This is a genomic window from Clostridium sp. SM-530-WT-3G, from assembly GCF_012843905.1.
Lineage (GTDB): Bacteria > Bacillota > Clostridia > Clostridiales > Clostridiaceae > Clostridium.
This window is the reverse complement of record NZ_JABAGC010000008.1, coordinates 55719-70610: the sequence shown is the minus strand read 5'-3', so window position 1 is coordinate 70610 and position 14892 is coordinate 55719. Positions and strand designations below refer to the sequence as shown.

The window sequence follows — 14892 nt, the reverse complement described above, 5'->3', positions numbered from 1 at the left end:
GATTAAGGTAATATATCTCTTATATTTGGACTTGTGTATAAAGAAAGTATAAAAATAGCAGATGAGCAGGGTGATTTATATAAATTTATGGAATTTAAATCACAGGATGATAAAGTAAATAAAGAATTTGATCAAATACGAAAATTTGTACGTTCATATATTCAGGAAAGAATTAAATAAAATTAATAAAAATAAACCTTAAGTATGGAATAATTCATATTTTTAAGGTTTATTTTTATATTTGGCTAAGCTGAAAAATTAATTTATACCACAAGCATTTAAAAGATCTATAAGCTTTGTACTATTTTTTGAATTTGAAATAACTACTAAAAAATTATTGCTGTTTGGGGTATTTAATTCATTGAATATTTTTAGATTATCTATTTTTATTCCATATATATTATTATCTTTTTTAATAAGTGCATTTTCATCTATATTTAAGGATGAAAAATTATCTATTGAATTCAAATCTAAAAAGAATTCATTTTCATAATTTTCATTAAAGAAATTTTTATTTACTATAGCTAAATCTAATTCTTTGGCAGCAAGAGAAGCTTGAAATTTAGTTAGAGTAGCAGTGTTTGATAAGTCATATATATTAAATTCAACAATACTTGATTCATTGTCTGGTAAAAGTGATGCATTTAAGTTATTACTTACATCTTCATATGTTTCTGTAGATATGGAAGATCCTATGTATGCTACATTTAAATATATGTCTTTTTTATTTATTTCACTATATATAAAACTTCCAACTACAAGTACAGCAATAAGAATGCCGATTAAATGGAATTTGTAATAATATAAAAGATAACTGAATTTTTCTTTAAAATTCATAGTGGATAAATTTTCTTTTACTGATTTTTCATACATAAGTACACCTCTTTATTTATTAATTACTGATTATTTATTTTATTTTAGGAAAACAATTATATATATTATTATACAATATTTTACATTAGTATTGAAGCTAAAATTTAAATAGTATAAAGTAAACGTAAAATATTAGATATGAATAAATTTAAAGTTGTTGTTTAAAATATAATTGACTAATCAACTATAAAAAATTAATATATAGTTGACTATCAATTATTATGAGGAGGAACATTTATGGAGGAGTTATTAATGTATATTAGTAAGACTTACAGGTATAAAGAGAGTTATCTGAGTAGAAGATTTAAAAAGTATAACTTAAGTAGTGGTTCTTTTGCATATCTACTGGCACTTTCTAAAAATGAGGGGATAAGTCAGATACAGATAAGTAGAGATATTGGAAATGATAGAGCTATGTCAGCAAGGACAATAAATAAGCTTATTGAAGATGGGGTTATATATAAAGTTCAGGACGAAAAGGATGGCAGGGCATACAAGCTTTACTTAACAGATAAGGGTAAAGAAATATTACCTTTGGTACATAAAGAAATTAATGAAATTATAGATTTTCTAACTAAAGATTTGACTGAAGATGAAAAAAGAATAACTATAAATGCTTTAAAGAGTATTTTTGAAAAAAGTAAAATTTTAAGAAATGGAGAAAATACTTTATGATAGAAAATAAAACTAAAAAATGGACTATATTTTTAATAATAATTATAGCTACTTTTATGTCAGCTTTAGATGCTAGTATTGTTAATGTTGCATTACCTAATATGGCTCAAAAATTAGGAGTCACTACTTCAAAGATACAGCTTGTAGTTGTAAGCTATCTTGTTACTATTTCAGCTGTTATTTTAATATTTGGCCGTTTAGGAGATATGTTTGGAAAGACAAAAATATTTAAAATAGGCCTTTTATTATTTACTATTGGTTCCCTTTTATGTGGAATAACAAATTCATTTATATTACTGATATTTGCAAGAGTTGTTCAGGCTATTGGAGCTGCAGGTACTATGGCAAATAATCAAGGAATAATTACAGAAGTATTTCCAGCAAATGAAAGGGGAAAGGCATTAGGACTTAATGGTACAGCTGTTGCACTTGGTTCACTTGTAGGTCCAGGTCTTGGAGGATTTATTGTAGGTGTATTTAGTTGGGAATTCATATTCTTGATCAATATTCCAATAGGTATAGTAACATTATTGTTTGCAGTTAAGCTTTTACCTAAGTCTAATAAAGTTAATACTGAAAAAATTGATATTATAGGTTCTGTTTTATTTATTTTTACAATAATACCTCTATTTATTTCTCTTAATGAAGGAATTAATATGGGATTTACATCACCACTTATATTGACTGGATTTGCAGTTGCAACAGTATGTTTTATTGCATTTTTAATTGTAGAAAAAAAGATAAATTCACCTCTTATAGAACTTGAAATATTTAAGAATAAGTTGTTTTCTATAAGTATTTTCTGTGGATTTATAAGCTTTGTGGCAATATTCTCGTATAACATAATCATTCCATTTTATCTTCAGGACTTAATGGGATTTTCACCACAAAAAGCAGGATTTATTCTAATGTCTTATCCATTGATTATGGTTCTTGTTGCACCTATGAGTGGAAGTCTTTCTGATAAGATTGGATCAGAATTCTTAACCTTTATAGGGCTTGTTATAGCAGCTGTTGGGTTACTTCTTATTGGAACATTTAATGAAAATACTAGTGAAATATTAATGGTTATATTTATTGCTGTAATGGCATTGGGAATGGGAATATTCCAATCTCCTAATAATTCATTAGTAATGTCTACTGTACCTAAGAATAAACTTGGTGTTGCTGGAAGTATTAATGCATTAGTTAGAAATGTGGGGATGTCTACAGGAATAGCCTTATCAACAACACTTTTGTATACAAGAATGAGCGCGAAGATAGGATATAGAGTTACAAATTTTGTTGAAGGTAGAGATGATGTATTTATATACGGAATGAGATGGGTGTTCATTGTAGCGGCAAGTATTTGTATAGTTGGTTCATTATTAACATTTTACAGGATGCACAGATATTCTAAAGACAAGAAAGATACAAATAGTGATGATACTGTAAATACAATTAATAAAAAATCTGGAGATTGTTTATCTTAATTAAAGATATACTAATATTTAAAAAATATTTTTGTATAGTATGAGTATAAATTAAAGTTATTGAAAAAATAATAGAAAAAGGAGATGTTATTATGTCAATTATTACAAAGGTTCTAGCAATATTAGTTGCATTAGAATTTTTTTATATTATGTACTTAGAGACATTTGCTACTTCATCTGAGAAAACATCAAAAGTATTTCAGATTTCAGGGGAAGAATTACAGGAAAAAACAGTGAATGTTTTATTGAAAAATCAAGGTGTTTATAATGGATTAATTGCAGTACTAATTTTAATCTCAGTATTTATATTTGCAAGCAAAATTGCAGTTATGTTACTCATGGGGTATATTATTTTAGTTGCATTATATGGAAGTATTACTAGTAATCCTAAAATTATTTTAATGCAAGGAGGGTTAGCTATTTTAACAATGATATCTTGTATTATAATAAAATAATTAGATTGCAAAGAATATAAAGCTAAATATTAAAGTGTTATTAAGCTGTATTAAATTATTACTTTTATATTAATTTAATATAGCTTTTTATTTATTTTCATACTAATACAAATACGGATACAATAGGAATTTTACAGAATAATTTAGAAAAGTTTATTAGGTTTGAGTAGAATAAGTATTATTATTTGTAATTAGATTGAAAGTAGTAAAAACTTGAACTAAAATTTATCTTGAGGTGATAAAATTGTTCAAATATGTAGGAGATATAAGTGAGATTTCTCATTATATAATAGATAAATTTTTAGAAAATAAAGATATTGCAGTGGATGCAACACTAGGAAACGGACACGATACAGATTTCCTTAGTGAGAATTTTAAAAAAGTATATGCATTTGATATTCAAGAATGTGCATGTGATTCATATAAGGAAAAAGATAAGGAAAATGTACAGGTTATTAATGATTCACATGAATATATAAAGAAGTATGTTGTTGAAAATCCAGATTGTATAATGTATAACCTTGGGTTTTTACCAGGAGGAAGTAAGGAAATTACAACTATGCATGAAAGCTCGTTAAAGAGTATAAAAGATGGATTAGAAATGCTTAAAAGTGGAGGAATAATGTCTATAGCTGTTTATAGAGGACATGCTGAAGGAAAGATAGAGGAAAACATAATTATAGATTATGTAAAAGAACTCCCTAAAAATAAATATGGAGTTATGGAACATTGCTTCTTAAATAGAAGTGAATCTTCACCTATACTTCTTATAATAGAGAAGAAGTGATATATGATAAATCACAAAATTCTTAAAAACAAAAATAAAAAATTGTAAAGAAAAAATGTCATAAATCATATAATATATTAGAAGTAAAACAAAAGAGCTTTTAAGATATGACTGCATAAAATAATTGATAAAGGGGATTTTAATATGATTGGTAATTTTAATCCTAAAACTATTTTTGATGCAGTATTGGTTTGTGGTATTGGTTTAGTTGTTATAAGGGTATCCTGCATTGTTTCAGCTTTAGTTCAGTGTTTAGGAGAATGTAAGATTAAAAAGTGACTATTTAAATTAATCTGAATAACAATAAGCTTAACTTTAAAGCAATAGAATTTTAAAAGATTTTATTGCTTTATATTTTGCAGTTTCATTGAAGGATGTATATACTAATAAGTGGGTTTTATTAAATAAGAATTAGATGTGATAAAGTTCTTATAGATAAAGATAAAATAAATACTGATATGGTTTTGTGATATTACATATTATTTTATATAATATAAAAAGAATGACTGAGAAGTAGAGAAAAAATTTAATTATATTTATAAATTTATTAAGAGGAAGACGAGATGAAGAAAAAGATAAACTTAAAATACCCATTATATTTTAAAGAATTTGAATGTATCGGTGGAAAATGTGAAGATAGCTGCTGTATTGGATGGGATATAGATATAGATAAACAGAGTTTTAGAAAATATCATAAGGTTGATAATGATGAAATGAGAGAAATGTTTCATAAAAATGTTCATAATAATCCTGATTATACAGATGCTGAAATAGATTATGGAAAGATAAAGCTTAATGCAGATAAAAGATGTCCTTTCTTAGATCAATGTAATTACTGCATAATTTATTCAAAACTAGGAGAAGATTATCTTTCAAATGTTTGTACTCATTTCCCAAGAGTTATGAATAAAGTAGATGGACAGTTTGAAATATCTCTTGATATTGCATGTCCTGAGGCTGCCAGAATAATATTAAATAAAGAAGAGGGAATTGAATTTGCTCAAAATGATGAGAGCATAAATAAATACATAATTTCAGGTACAATAGATACAAAACAGAAGGAGTATGAAGATCATCCTTTAAGATATTTTAAAGAAATCAGAAAGTTCTGCCTTGATTTAATGAAAAACAGAGAATATACATTAAATGAAAGAATGTATGTACTAGGAGATTTCTTATATGCACTTGAAGAGGAATGTGAATATGACTGCAGTAATGTATTAGAATTCATTGATAATTATAATATAAAAGAAGTTGCATCAGAATATGAAAAGAATAGTTTAAATTATATACTTCAAATTTCATTCTTTAAGAATGTAGTTGATTCACTTAATATTCTTGAAGAAATAGATAGTGAAAAGTTTAAAGAAGCTACAAGAGAATTATTACAAGGTCTTGATATAAAGGATAAGGAGGATTTAGCAGAAAATCCTCATAAGTATATAGATGCATTTGAATTATATAATGAAAAATATATAGATAAATACAATTATATATTTGAAAATTATATTATTAATTTTATTTACAATAATTTATTCCCATTTTCAGAAAGTGATTCAATGTTTGAAGGCTATATAATGCTTTTAGTTAGATATTCATTTATGAAATTCTACTTGGCAGGTAAATACATGAATAATAAACATGAAAGTAAAGATGATATTGTGAAATTTGTACAGGTATTTTCAAAGGCAATAGAGCATGACAAGAATTATATGCTTGAAGTTCTTGATTATATAATAGAAAATGGTTATGACAATATGGAATTTGCAAAAATGTTAATCTTATAATATTAATTGAAGTAATAAAATTTTTGATTAAAATATATAAAATGCGAGCTGATAATTGTGGTGGCAATTAAATTAGTTCGCATTTATTTTTTATTGATATTTTTTTACTTAGATATAAATATCGGATAATTAGGAGGACAGAAAGTAAAAAACGTAAATAAAAGAATTATAACAAAAATAATCGAAATAGCAGTATACAAATCATATATATTAGCATCTTTATGTTTATATATATGAAGACCTATAATTTGGCCTATAAGTACTGCAAAGAATAATGAAAATATATCTAGTGCTAATGAATGTAATCCAAATGCTCCAGTGTTAATATAGTATAAAGCAGTAATTATTATTGGTGCAGATATTAATGAAAAAACACATGCATTAAACCATTTTGGAACTGATATTTTCTGCTTTTTTGAAAGAATTAAAAAACTTATGAACCACCATAAAAGCATTGGATAAAAAGATAATTTTAAATGCTCAAAAATACTTTCATTTACAGGAGTGAATATACCTACAATAGGCAATTTACCACTAAAATCATAAGCAAAATGAAGAGGAACTGATAATAAAAAAATGAAAGGAATACCTAGAAGTATAAATTTTTCATCTCGTTTTAAATTAATAGACATAATATTATCTCCTGATTTATTTATATCACTAATAATATATTCTGTTAATTTTGTATTATGATGGAGTATAATTTTTTAAATAAAAGGATAATTGTCAGAAAATTTTTAAAATAGTTGCAAACATTTTCACAAAGGAGTATAATATAAACAAGATAAAGGTTCTTATTTATCTTAGTGAACTGACACTTTCAATCCGGCAGTTGAGTATATGGTAATGCATATACAGTTGGTGACGGGCAACGAAAAAAATCCCGGAAGCAAAGTACGACTTGAGGGCGTACCATGTTGGCGGACAACGTTAAAATCAGTTACTAAGCAAAGGCAGATGATTAATTCATCTGCCTTTTTGTTATGTATCTATTATTAAAAATTAAGAAATATAAAATAAAAAATTAAGATTTATTATAAATTTGGAAATAACAAAGAATTAATTTCATATAATACAGTGTGGGAAGATTTAAGGTAAAATTAATGTTCACTCCACATAAATTAATGGATAAGGGGATAATTTTATGATTATTACTAATCTAGGTAATTCAATTAATGCATTAATTGCTATTTTGCTAGTGAGTGGTATAGCATTAGGGGTATTGCTTGCACTTTACTGTTTTTGTGAGGTTAGTGATTATATGGAGGAGAAAAGAGATAAATTAATTGAGGACCATAAAAAGATATTTAAAAATAAGGAGATTGGATTAAAGCAGAAGGTTAAATGAGAAATTAATGCAGAATTTAAAATATTTAAAGTATTCTATTACTAATCTTGAAAACGTTTGTAAAGATACGAAACTATGAGGCAGAATGAAATATAAATTCTTAATCTGCCTTTTGTTGTGCCTCATAAATAAAAGCGCACTCTCTTATATAAATTAAATCTGAATTATTTTAAATATTTAAAAATTATACCTGATAAAGGACTTATACTAAAATTTAGATAGTGCCCATAAGAATCAATACCAGCAGTTAATATACTATTAGTATTTCCAGAACCATCAAATTTACTATCATCAGTATTTAAAATTTCAATGTATTTTCCAGGATAATCTACTCGCATGTTTATTTTATCAAAGCTATGATTTGAAAGATTTATTATTACATAAAGCAGATTGCCATTCAGATCATTTCTGTAGTAGGAAAATATACAATTATTATATTCATCTACTTGAACCCATTTAAAGCTTAGAGCATTGTAATCATTTTGAAATAGACTGCTTTCTGATAAATAGATTGAGTGAAGTTCTTTAATATAGTCACAAAAGTATTTATGTTTTTGGTATTCAAGTAGATTCCAGTCAAGCTCATCATGGTCATTCCATACATCGAACTGTCCAAGTTCATTACCCATAAAGTTAAGCTTTTTTCCAGGGTGGGTTATCATAAAAAGATAGAAGCATTTTAAATTATCAAATTTTTCATCATATGTTCCATACATTCTATTAATTACAGAACACTTAAAGTGAGAAACTTCATCATGGGATATAGGAAGAAGAAAAATTTCATTATAAAAATAATCAAATGAAAATGTTATTTTATATCTTGAATTTTCTCTGTCTGCTGGAGAAAGTGAGAAATACTCCAAGGTATCATGCATCCACCCAAAATTCCATTTGTAATCAAAACCTACACCGCCATAGATTACAGGTGCAGTAACTTTTACATATGTTGATGAATCTTCAGCAATAAGCATTGCTGTCTTATGTTTATTCTGCAAAGCATAATTTGTATTTCTTAAAAACCATAATGCAGGTTCGTTTATACCTTTATTTGCATCTCCTCCATGATATATTAATGTTGAAACAGCATCGTATCTTAATCCATCAATATGATAATAAGTTAACCAGAAATCTAAGGAAGATTTAATATAACTTACTACATGAGGCTTTGAAAAATCAAATAAAGCTGTATCCCATTCTGTAAATCTCAAAGATTCATCATCATTTTCATATACATAACTGCCATCATATTTATATAGTGAAGCTCCATCTTTTACGTGGTGTCCTGGAACTATATCCATTATTACTCCAATATTATTGTTATGACATGTATTTATGAAATTCATAAATTCCTTTGGAGTACCGTATCTGCTTGTTGGCGAAAAATATCCGCTGGATTGATATCCCCATGAGCCATCATATGGGTATTCAGTTATAGGAAGTAGTTCTATATGGGTATATCCCATTTCTTTTACATAAGGTATAATCATTTCGCTTAGTTCATTGTAGGAATAAAAAGTAGTATCTTCTTTAGATGAGTCGTTTTTCTTTTTCCATGATCCAAGGTGGATTTCGTAAATGTTCATGGGAGAATTGAAATTTTTTGTTCTTTCTTTCATCCATTGATAATCAGACCAAGGAAAATTATCGATATTGTATACTTTAGAAGCTGTATTAGGTCGCAATTCACTATAAAAAGCAAATGGGTCTATTTTATCAATGATTTCATTGTCTTTAGTAATAATTCTATATTTGTAAAGGGATAGTTCAGGAATGTCTTTTGCAAATATTGTCCATACTCCTGAAGAAAGTTTGTGCATGTCATATCCTTCCCAGTCATTAAAGCTGCCTACAAGCATTACTTTTTCTGCATTAGGAGCATAAACTGTAAATCGTACTCCATATTGATTGTATTCATTAGTAAAATGTGCTCCAAAGGTGTAATAAGAATCTAGAGAATTACCATTAAGATAATTTTGGATTTTATTTTCATCAATCATTCTATACCTCTTTTATAAATTATTTACACCTATATTTTACCAAAAAATAAGAGACTAATAAAATATATAATCTAATTTATATAAAAATTAAGTAAAGTTGCAAAGATTATTATGAAAAGATATACTTTAATATGAATTCAAAAGAGAATAAATTATTAGGAGAATAGCGGATGAGAAAATTTAAAAAGGTTTATATTGAAATTACTAATATATGTAATTTAAGCTGTGATTTTTGCCCAAAGACATCAAGAAAGCTTAAGTTTATGGAAAGAGAAGCATTTGAAAAAATAATAAAAAGTATTAAGCCTTATACAGATCATGTTTATTTCCATTTAATGGGAGAACCATTTTTAAATAAAAACCTTGAAATATTTTTAAATATATGTGAAGAGTATGATTTAAAAGTTAACATAACTACCAATGGAACTTTAATTAACGAAGTAAAAGATATTCTTTTAAAATCAAAAGCCTTAAGACAGATTAATTTTTCACTTCATAGCTTTGAAGCAAATGATAATGATGTAGATTTTAATGATTATATAAATAATATTGTAGATTTTGTAAAAGAAGCTAATGAGAATACAGGAATTATATGTACACTCAGATTATGGAATCTTGATATGAAATATAAGGCACGTAATAATATGAATGTAGATATATTTAAGTTATTAGAAGAAAAGTTTGATGTTAGTGATGATATAAGGGAAGTATTAAAGGAAAAGAATACATTTAAGCTAAGAGATAGAGTGTATTTAAATATGGGACAAAAATTTGCATGGCCATCTCTAAAGATAGAAGAAATAGGAGAGAGAGCATTCTGCTATGGATTAAGAGATCAAATAGGAGTATTAGTAGATGGAACAGTGGTACCATGTTGCTTAGATAGTGAAGGAAGTATACCTTTAGGAAATATATTTGAGCAGGATTTAGAAGAAATAATAAATGGTGAAAGAGCCAAAGCAATATATGATGGATTTTCAGGACGAAAAGCAGTTGAAGATCTTTGTAAGAGATGTGGATTTATTAATAGAGTAAGATAATATTTAGTTGAAAGTTTTTTGAGGGAGAACTTTCGCCTAAAATCTATAGATTTGTTGTATACTATATTATTTTAGTTACTTTTGTTGTTGATATGGAAGAGGTGATTTTATGGGGTTAGCAATAAATGCAGTTGGGGCATTTTTGTTATTGTATTTTATATATTATTATGCACTTAGGTTAATACAATCTTTATTTCAAAATTCATTAAGCTATATAAATAGATTTTTATCAAAACTTATTTACGGGATAAGTACCCCTGCACATGAACTAGCTCATTTAATTGTTGCATTAGTATGTTTTTCTCAAGTTGAGCATGTAAAATTATTTCCAACAGGAAATGAACCAGGATATGTTAAAACAAATGTATCAAGCAAAATTCCATTTGTTATTGGAATAAAGAAATTTTTTATTTCTATAGCACCTGCACTTATAAATATTCCTTTATTTATGTTTATTGAATGTAGGTATGTTTTAAAATGTAATTTAAGTGATCTTTATAGAATAATGCTGCCAAGTACTATATTTTCAAAGAGTGGATTAATTACATTAGGATTATTTATTGTTCTTGTAAGTGGAATAGCACCAAGTCATGCTGATTTAAAAGGAACATTAAAGGGACTTATTACATTTTGTGTATTGATTTTTGCCATTACATATTTTACAGGTCATGTGGTTGTAGACTTTAAAAGTATAACTTCAAAAATTATAGGCTTAGATAGTTTTGTAAGTGTTGTATTATACTATATTGAACTAATAGCATTTACATTGGTTATAAATATTGTTCTGTATTTTAAGAATGGCTTTAAAGTGGTTTCTAATATATTTATACAATCAATAAAACATACATTTTCTATGTATTAAGTGATACTCCAAAACTTGCTTTTGGATAGTAGAACTTACTCTATGAGTACTCAGTGAGCGTATGCGAATCGATCTATTCATATACAAAATACATTAATTCCTTAAAAATATAATTGATTTATAAAATTAAAAATAAATAATACTTGTAAGTTCTGAATAATAAATTCCTCTAGTGGAAATATTAATTATAAATAATATTTTTACTGGAGGAATTTTTATGGATTTCAAGGAAAGCAAAACTAAAATTAATTTAATGAGGGCATTTACTGGTGAAAGTCAGGCAAGAAATAGATATGATATGGCCGCTGAAACAGCTAAAAACAAGAAATACAATATTATAGAACGTTTGTTTAAGTATACTGCAAGCCAGGAACAGGCACATGCGAAGGTATTTTATGATGCATTAAAGTCATTAAATGGTCAGACTATAACTATAGATAATGGATCATATCCAGTAGATGTATATGATGATATTTTAAAGCTTTTAAGAACTTCAGCTAATAATGAATATAAAGAACATGATGTTGTGTATAAAGAATTTGCTGATATTGCAGAACAAGAAGGCTTTAGTGACATTGCTACAACTTTTAGAAATATTGCATTCATAGAAAAAGTCCATGGAGATAGATTTAATAGATATGCAGATGAATTCGAAAATAATACATTGTTTAAGAAAGATGAAAGTACTCAGTGGATTTGCACAAATTGTGGATTTATATACGAAGGAAAAGAAGCTCCAAATGTATGTCCAGTATGTAAAAAACCACAAGGATACTATTTATTGTTTGATAATTCATTGTTCGAATAAAATAAAAAATATACATAATAAATGTATATATTAAAACATAATAGTCAATAATACCAGAAAAAGGGAGTGATTATTATGAAAAATAAGAGGAAATTATTTATTATTACAACTATATCATTAGCACTTATATTTACTTTAACTTACTTCATAGCAGATAGATATATGATGAATAAGAAAAATGAAAAATTGGAGAATACAACAATAGCTGCTCAGAATACAGAAAAAGTTATTGATGATAATATGAAAATATGTTTAATATCTGATGATAATTCAAATGAAGAATTATCATTAAAAGAATTGAAAGAAAAATTTAATTTAGCTTCTGATTTAACTATAAATAAACTTTGCTCAGAATTAAAGAAAATAGGATATACCCTTGATCGTGCAGAAGAGTCTGATTTAAAGTTTAAAAAAGATGATTCCCAAACTGTAGAGCCTGATAAATATTATATAGGTGAAAAAGAAGGATATTTAGCTATTTATAAGAGTGATGAAAATGGAAAGTTATTTATAGAAAATGATAGTGATGTATATAGAGAAAATAAGAGTGTTCAGATGCTACCAGAAAATGATGTATATAAAATAAACAATTTTGAATTAAAATATGATAATAAAGAAGACGCAGAAGAAGATTTATCTGAATTCTTATCATAATAATGTAGGACCATGGTGAACTAAAACACAATGGTTCTATTGTTTTTGTAACTATTTAATATAAGAAAGAATAAACTTATAGTAAAAGGGTTGAAGGTTTATGTGAAAATTAGAAAGGTAAAAACTCATTTTTAAAGTATGCTATAATGTTTATATTAAAATAAAAATAAATGTTAATATTTATTTTATTAATGATTGGAGAAATAGAAATTATGGTTTTTGGTAGAAATGATAAGTGTTGGTGTGGCAGTGGTTTAAAATATAAAAACTGTCATTATGAATTTGATGAAAAGTTAAAGGCATTTAGAAGAAAAGGATACGAAATACCTAAAAGGAAAATGATTAAGACACCTGAACAGATAGAAGGAATAAGAAAAAGTGCAGTTATAAATAACGGTTTGTTAGATTTAATAGAAAAAAATATTAAGGTTGGAATGAGCACAGAAGAAATTAATACTATGGCACATGAATATACAATTGCTCATGGGGGAATACCTGCTGATTTAAATTATGAAGGATTTCCAAAGAGTATATGTACATCTATAAATGATGAGGTATGTCATGGAATACCTAGTAAAGATGTAATACTTAAGGATGGAGATATTATAAACTGTGATGCAACAACTATATTAAATGGATATTATTCAGATTCATCTAGAATGTTTTTAATAGGTAATGTAAGTGAAAAAGCAAAAAAACTTGTTAATGTAACAAAAGAAGCTTTAGATAAAGCTGTTGAAATAATAAAGCCTTGGGAAACATCATTAGGTGATATAGGTAGAGTTATTGGTAATATTGCTGAAGAAAATGGTTATTCAGTTGTACGTGAATTTGGTGGACACGGAGTAGGATTAGATATTCATGAAGATCCATTTGTATATCATTATAAGACAAAAGCTAAAGGAATGATTTTAGTTCCAGGAATGGTATTTACAATTGAACCTATGATAAATGAAGGAACTCATAGAATATTTGTTGATTCAGATAATGAATGGACAGTATACACAGATGATGGATCTCTTTCAGCACAATGGGAATATACAATAGCCATAAATGAAGATGGAGCAGAAATAATTGCTAGATAAGATTATACATTTATTAAAAGTATATCGTTGAAAATAAATATCTTTTAAAAGGATAATATGCTCAAAATCATGCAGTTTATATAGTTGTATGGTTTTGAGTATATTTTATTGTTAGGAGAAGCATATAATTGAATTTATAAGGTGATATTTTTAGGTATATATTTTATGATTTCATAAACAATATATAATTTAAATAATCAAGAATAATAAATATAGAGGAACCAAATCATAGATTTAGAATATGATTTAAGGAAGCTTGACTCACATTCGTTCGCTGGGTACTCACATAGTATTCGCAGAATAAGTTCGACTATCTAAATGTAAAATTTAGAGCCTTACTTATTGAAAGATTTATTGTAAAATGATAAAGTAATATTTAGGCTTAAGTGAATTGATAAATTACATAAGAAGCACATGGAAAACTGTGGAGGATAAGATGTACGAGTATATAAGAGGGAAATATATCGGAATTAATAAAGACTATATTATAGTTGAAAATAACGGTATTGGGTATAAAATATTTACTTCAGGTGCAACAATGTCAGATGTTCCTGAAGCAGGAGAAGAAATAACATTATATATAGAACAGATTGTAAGAGAAGACTTTATAGGCCTTTACGGATTTGATTCGAGAGAAGAACTTGATATGTTTAAACTTCTTTTAAATGTAAACGGAGTAGGACCAAAAGCAGCTTTATCATTACTTTCAATAAGCAGAGTTAATAATCTTAAATATGCTATAATGATAGGTGATGAAAAACACATCTGTAGAGGAGTCGGAATAGGTAAAAAGACTGCTGCAAGAATAATATTAGAACTTAAAGATAAGCTTCAACCAGATGAATTATTAGATGGTGCATTTGAAGATGAAACAGGCTCAGTAGAAAATACATTAGCAGCATCAGAAGCATTAAGCGCATTAATTGCACTTGGATATAGTGAAAAAGAAGCAGAAAAAGTTCTTAAAAATATTGATAAAAATGATAGTGTCGAAAATATAATTAAAAATGCGTTAAAGGCATTAATGGGATAGATGTCAGTTAGCAGTT

Annotated in this window: 17 protein-coding genes; 14 read left to right on the top strand and 3 right to left on the bottom strand. The window is 26.6% G+C overall.

All coding sequences use genetic code 11. The annotated features are described in order from the left end of the window. Window positions 1-33: 33 nt before the first annotated feature. The gene (locus HF850_RS05185) at window positions 34-180 is read left to right on the top strand and encodes a hypothetical protein (protein ID WP_169104410.1); all 147 of its coding nucleotides are present in this window, start codon (window positions 34-36) and stop codon (window positions 178-180) included. Window positions 181-258: 78 nt separating this feature from the next. Here HF850_RS05185 and HF850_RS05180 read toward each other — a convergent pair whose 3' ends face one another. Next, on the bottom strand, window positions 259-873 hold the full coding sequence (locus HF850_RS05180) for a hypothetical protein (RefSeq protein WP_169104409.1): 615 nt from the start codon (window positions 871-873) through the stop codon (window positions 259-261). A 252-nt stretch (window positions 874-1125) separates the two neighbouring features. On the opposite strand from HF850_RS05180, the gene HF850_RS05175 reads away from it, so the two are divergent. From HF850_RS05175 to fliB, 6 genes are all read left to right on the top strand, one after another. Next, a complete protein-coding gene (locus HF850_RS05175) occupies window positions 1126-1548 on the top strand; it encodes a MarR family transcriptional regulator (protein ID WP_169104442.1) in 423 nt (140 codons plus the stop codon). Continuing rightward, on the top strand, window positions 1548-3020 hold the full coding sequence (locus HF850_RS05170) for an MFS transporter (RefSeq protein ID WP_169104441.1): 1473 nt from the start codon (window positions 1548-1550) through the stop codon (window positions 3018-3020). Before HF850_RS05175 ends, HF850_RS05170 begins: the two co-directional genes overlap by 1 nt. A 92-nt stretch (window positions 3021-3112) precedes the next feature. Continuing rightward, complete coding sequence (locus HF850_RS05165) at window positions 3113-3475, top strand: DUF1304 domain-containing protein (protein WP_169104408.1); 363 nt, start codon at window positions 3113-3115, stop codon at window positions 3473-3475. A 244-nt stretch (window positions 3476-3719) separates the two neighbouring features. Continuing rightward, window positions 3720-4262, top strand: coding sequence for a class I SAM-dependent methyltransferase (locus HF850_RS05160; RefSeq protein WP_169104407.1), 543 nt, complete (start codon window positions 3720-3722; stop codon window positions 4260-4262). A gap of 144 nt (window positions 4263-4406) precedes the next feature. Beyond that, window positions 4407-4541, top strand: coding sequence for a hypothetical protein (locus HF850_RS16005; RefSeq protein WP_279285830.1), 135 nt, complete (start codon window positions 4407-4409; stop codon window positions 4539-4541). A gap of 284 nt (window positions 4542-4825) precedes the next feature. Continuing rightward, window positions 4826-6049, top strand: coding sequence for a flagellin lysine-N-methylase (gene fliB / locus HF850_RS05155; RefSeq protein ID WP_169104406.1), 1224 nt, complete (start codon window positions 4826-4828; stop codon window positions 6047-6049). A gap of 104 nt (window positions 6050-6153) precedes the next feature. Here fliB and HF850_RS05150 read toward each other — a convergent pair whose 3' ends face one another. Then, on the bottom strand, window positions 6154-6681 hold the full coding sequence (locus HF850_RS05150; protein ID WP_169104405.1) for a DUF6512 family protein: 528 nt from the start codon (window positions 6679-6681) through the stop codon (window positions 6154-6156). Between the two features lie 512 nt (window positions 6682-7193). On the opposite strand from HF850_RS05150, the gene HF850_RS05145 reads away from it, so the two are divergent. After that, window positions 7194-7397, top strand: coding sequence for a hypothetical protein (locus HF850_RS05145; protein ID WP_169104404.1), 204 nt, complete (start codon window positions 7194-7196; stop codon window positions 7395-7397). 164 nt (window positions 7398-7561) lie between these two features. On the opposite strand, the gene glgB is transcribed toward HF850_RS05145, so the two are convergent. Further along, window positions 7562-9394: a 1,4-alpha-glucan branching protein GlgB gene (gene glgB, locus HF850_RS05140; RefSeq protein ID WP_169104403.1), complete on the bottom strand. Its 1833-nt coding sequence runs from the start codon at window positions 9392-9394 to the stop codon at window positions 7562-7564. A gap of 170 nt (window positions 9395-9564) precedes the next feature. Between glgB and HF850_RS05135 the strand changes: the two genes are divergently transcribed. The 6 genes from HF850_RS05135 to ruvA all read left to right on the top strand — a co-directional run bounded on the left by HF850_RS05135 (window position 9565) and on the right by ruvA (window position 14876). Continuing rightward, complete coding sequence (locus HF850_RS05135) at window positions 9565-10434, top strand: radical SAM/SPASM domain-containing protein (protein ID WP_169104402.1); 870 nt, start codon at window positions 9565-9567, stop codon at window positions 10432-10434. 109 nt (window positions 10435-10543) lie between these two features. Next, entirely contained in the window at window positions 10544-11296 is a 753-nt protein-coding gene (locus tag HF850_RS05130; RefSeq protein WP_169104401.1) for a hypothetical protein, read from the top strand. A 217-nt stretch (window positions 11297-11513) separates the two neighbouring features. Beyond that, the gene (gene rbr, locus HF850_RS05125; RefSeq protein ID WP_169104400.1) at window positions 11514-12104 is read left to right on the top strand and encodes a rubrerythrin; all 591 of its coding nucleotides are present in this window, start codon (window positions 11514-11516) and stop codon (window positions 12102-12104) included. Window positions 12105-12179: 75 nt separating this feature from the next. After that, window positions 12180-12758: a hypothetical protein gene (locus tag HF850_RS05120; protein WP_169104399.1), complete on the top strand. Its 579-nt coding sequence runs from the start codon at window positions 12180-12182 to the stop codon at window positions 12756-12758. Window positions 12759-12970: 212 nt separating this feature from the next. Then, window positions 12971-13843 carry a methionyl aminopeptidase gene (locus tag HF850_RS05115; RefSeq protein WP_169104440.1) on the top strand — a complete coding sequence of 291 codons (873 nt, stop codon included), beginning with the start codon at window positions 12971-12973 and terminating at the stop codon, window positions 13841-13843. 436 nt (window positions 13844-14279) lie between these two features. Next, the gene (ruvA, locus tag HF850_RS05110) at window positions 14280-14876 is read left to right on the top strand and encodes a Holliday junction branch migration protein RuvA (RefSeq protein ID WP_169104398.1); all 597 of its coding nucleotides are present in this window, start codon (window positions 14280-14282) and stop codon (window positions 14874-14876) included. The last annotated feature ends 16 nt before the right edge of the window (window positions 14877-14892 follow it).

Excerpts from the sequence above, each read along its gene's own strand:
- HF850_RS05180 (WP_169104409.1), bottom strand. The coding sequence starts at position 873 with ATGTATGAAAAATCAGTAAAAGAAAATTTATCCACTATGAATTTTAAA.
- HF850_RS05175 (WP_169104442.1), top strand. The coding sequence starts at position 1,126 with ATGTATATTAGTAAGACTTACAGGTATAAAGAGAGTTATCTGAGTAGA.
- HF850_RS05165 (WP_169104408.1), top strand. The coding sequence starts at position 3,113 with ATGTCAATTATTACAAAGGTTCTAGCAATATTAGTTGCATTAGAATTT.
- HF850_RS16005 (WP_279285830.1), top strand. The coding sequence starts at position 4,407 with ATGATTGGTAATTTTAATCCTAAAACTATTTTTGATGCAGTATTGGTT.
- fliB (WP_169104406.1), top strand. The coding sequence starts at position 4,826 with ATGAAGAAAAAGATAAACTTAAAATACCCATTATATTTTAAAGAATTT.
- HF850_RS05150 (WP_169104405.1), bottom strand. The coding sequence starts at position 6,681 with ATGTCTATTAATTTAAAACGAGATGAAAAATTTATACTTCTAGGTATT.
- HF850_RS05145 (WP_169104404.1), top strand. The coding sequence starts at position 7,194 with ATGATTATTACTAATCTAGGTAATTCAATTAATGCATTAATTGCTATT.
- glgB (WP_169104403.1), bottom strand. The coding sequence starts at position 9,394 with ATGATTGATGAAAATAAAATCCAAAATTATCTTAATGGTAATTCTCTA.
- HF850_RS05135 (WP_169104402.1), top strand. The coding sequence starts at position 9,565 with ATGAGAAAATTTAAAAAGGTTTATATTGAAATTACTAATATATGTAAT.
- HF850_RS05130 (WP_169104401.1), top strand. The coding sequence starts at position 10,544 with ATGGGGTTAGCAATAAATGCAGTTGGGGCATTTTTGTTATTGTATTTT.
- rbr (WP_169104400.1), top strand. The coding sequence starts at position 11,514 with ATGGATTTCAAGGAAAGCAAAACTAAAATTAATTTAATGAGGGCATTT.
- HF850_RS05120 (WP_169104399.1), top strand. The coding sequence starts at position 12,180 with ATGAAAAATAAGAGGAAATTATTTATTATTACAACTATATCATTAGCA.
- HF850_RS05115 (WP_169104440.1), top strand. The coding sequence starts at position 12,971 with ATGGTTTTTGGTAGAAATGATAAGTGTTGGTGTGGCAGTGGTTTAAAA.
- ruvA (WP_169104398.1), top strand. The coding sequence starts at position 14,280 with ATGTACGAGTATATAAGAGGGAAATATATCGGAATTAATAAAGACTAT.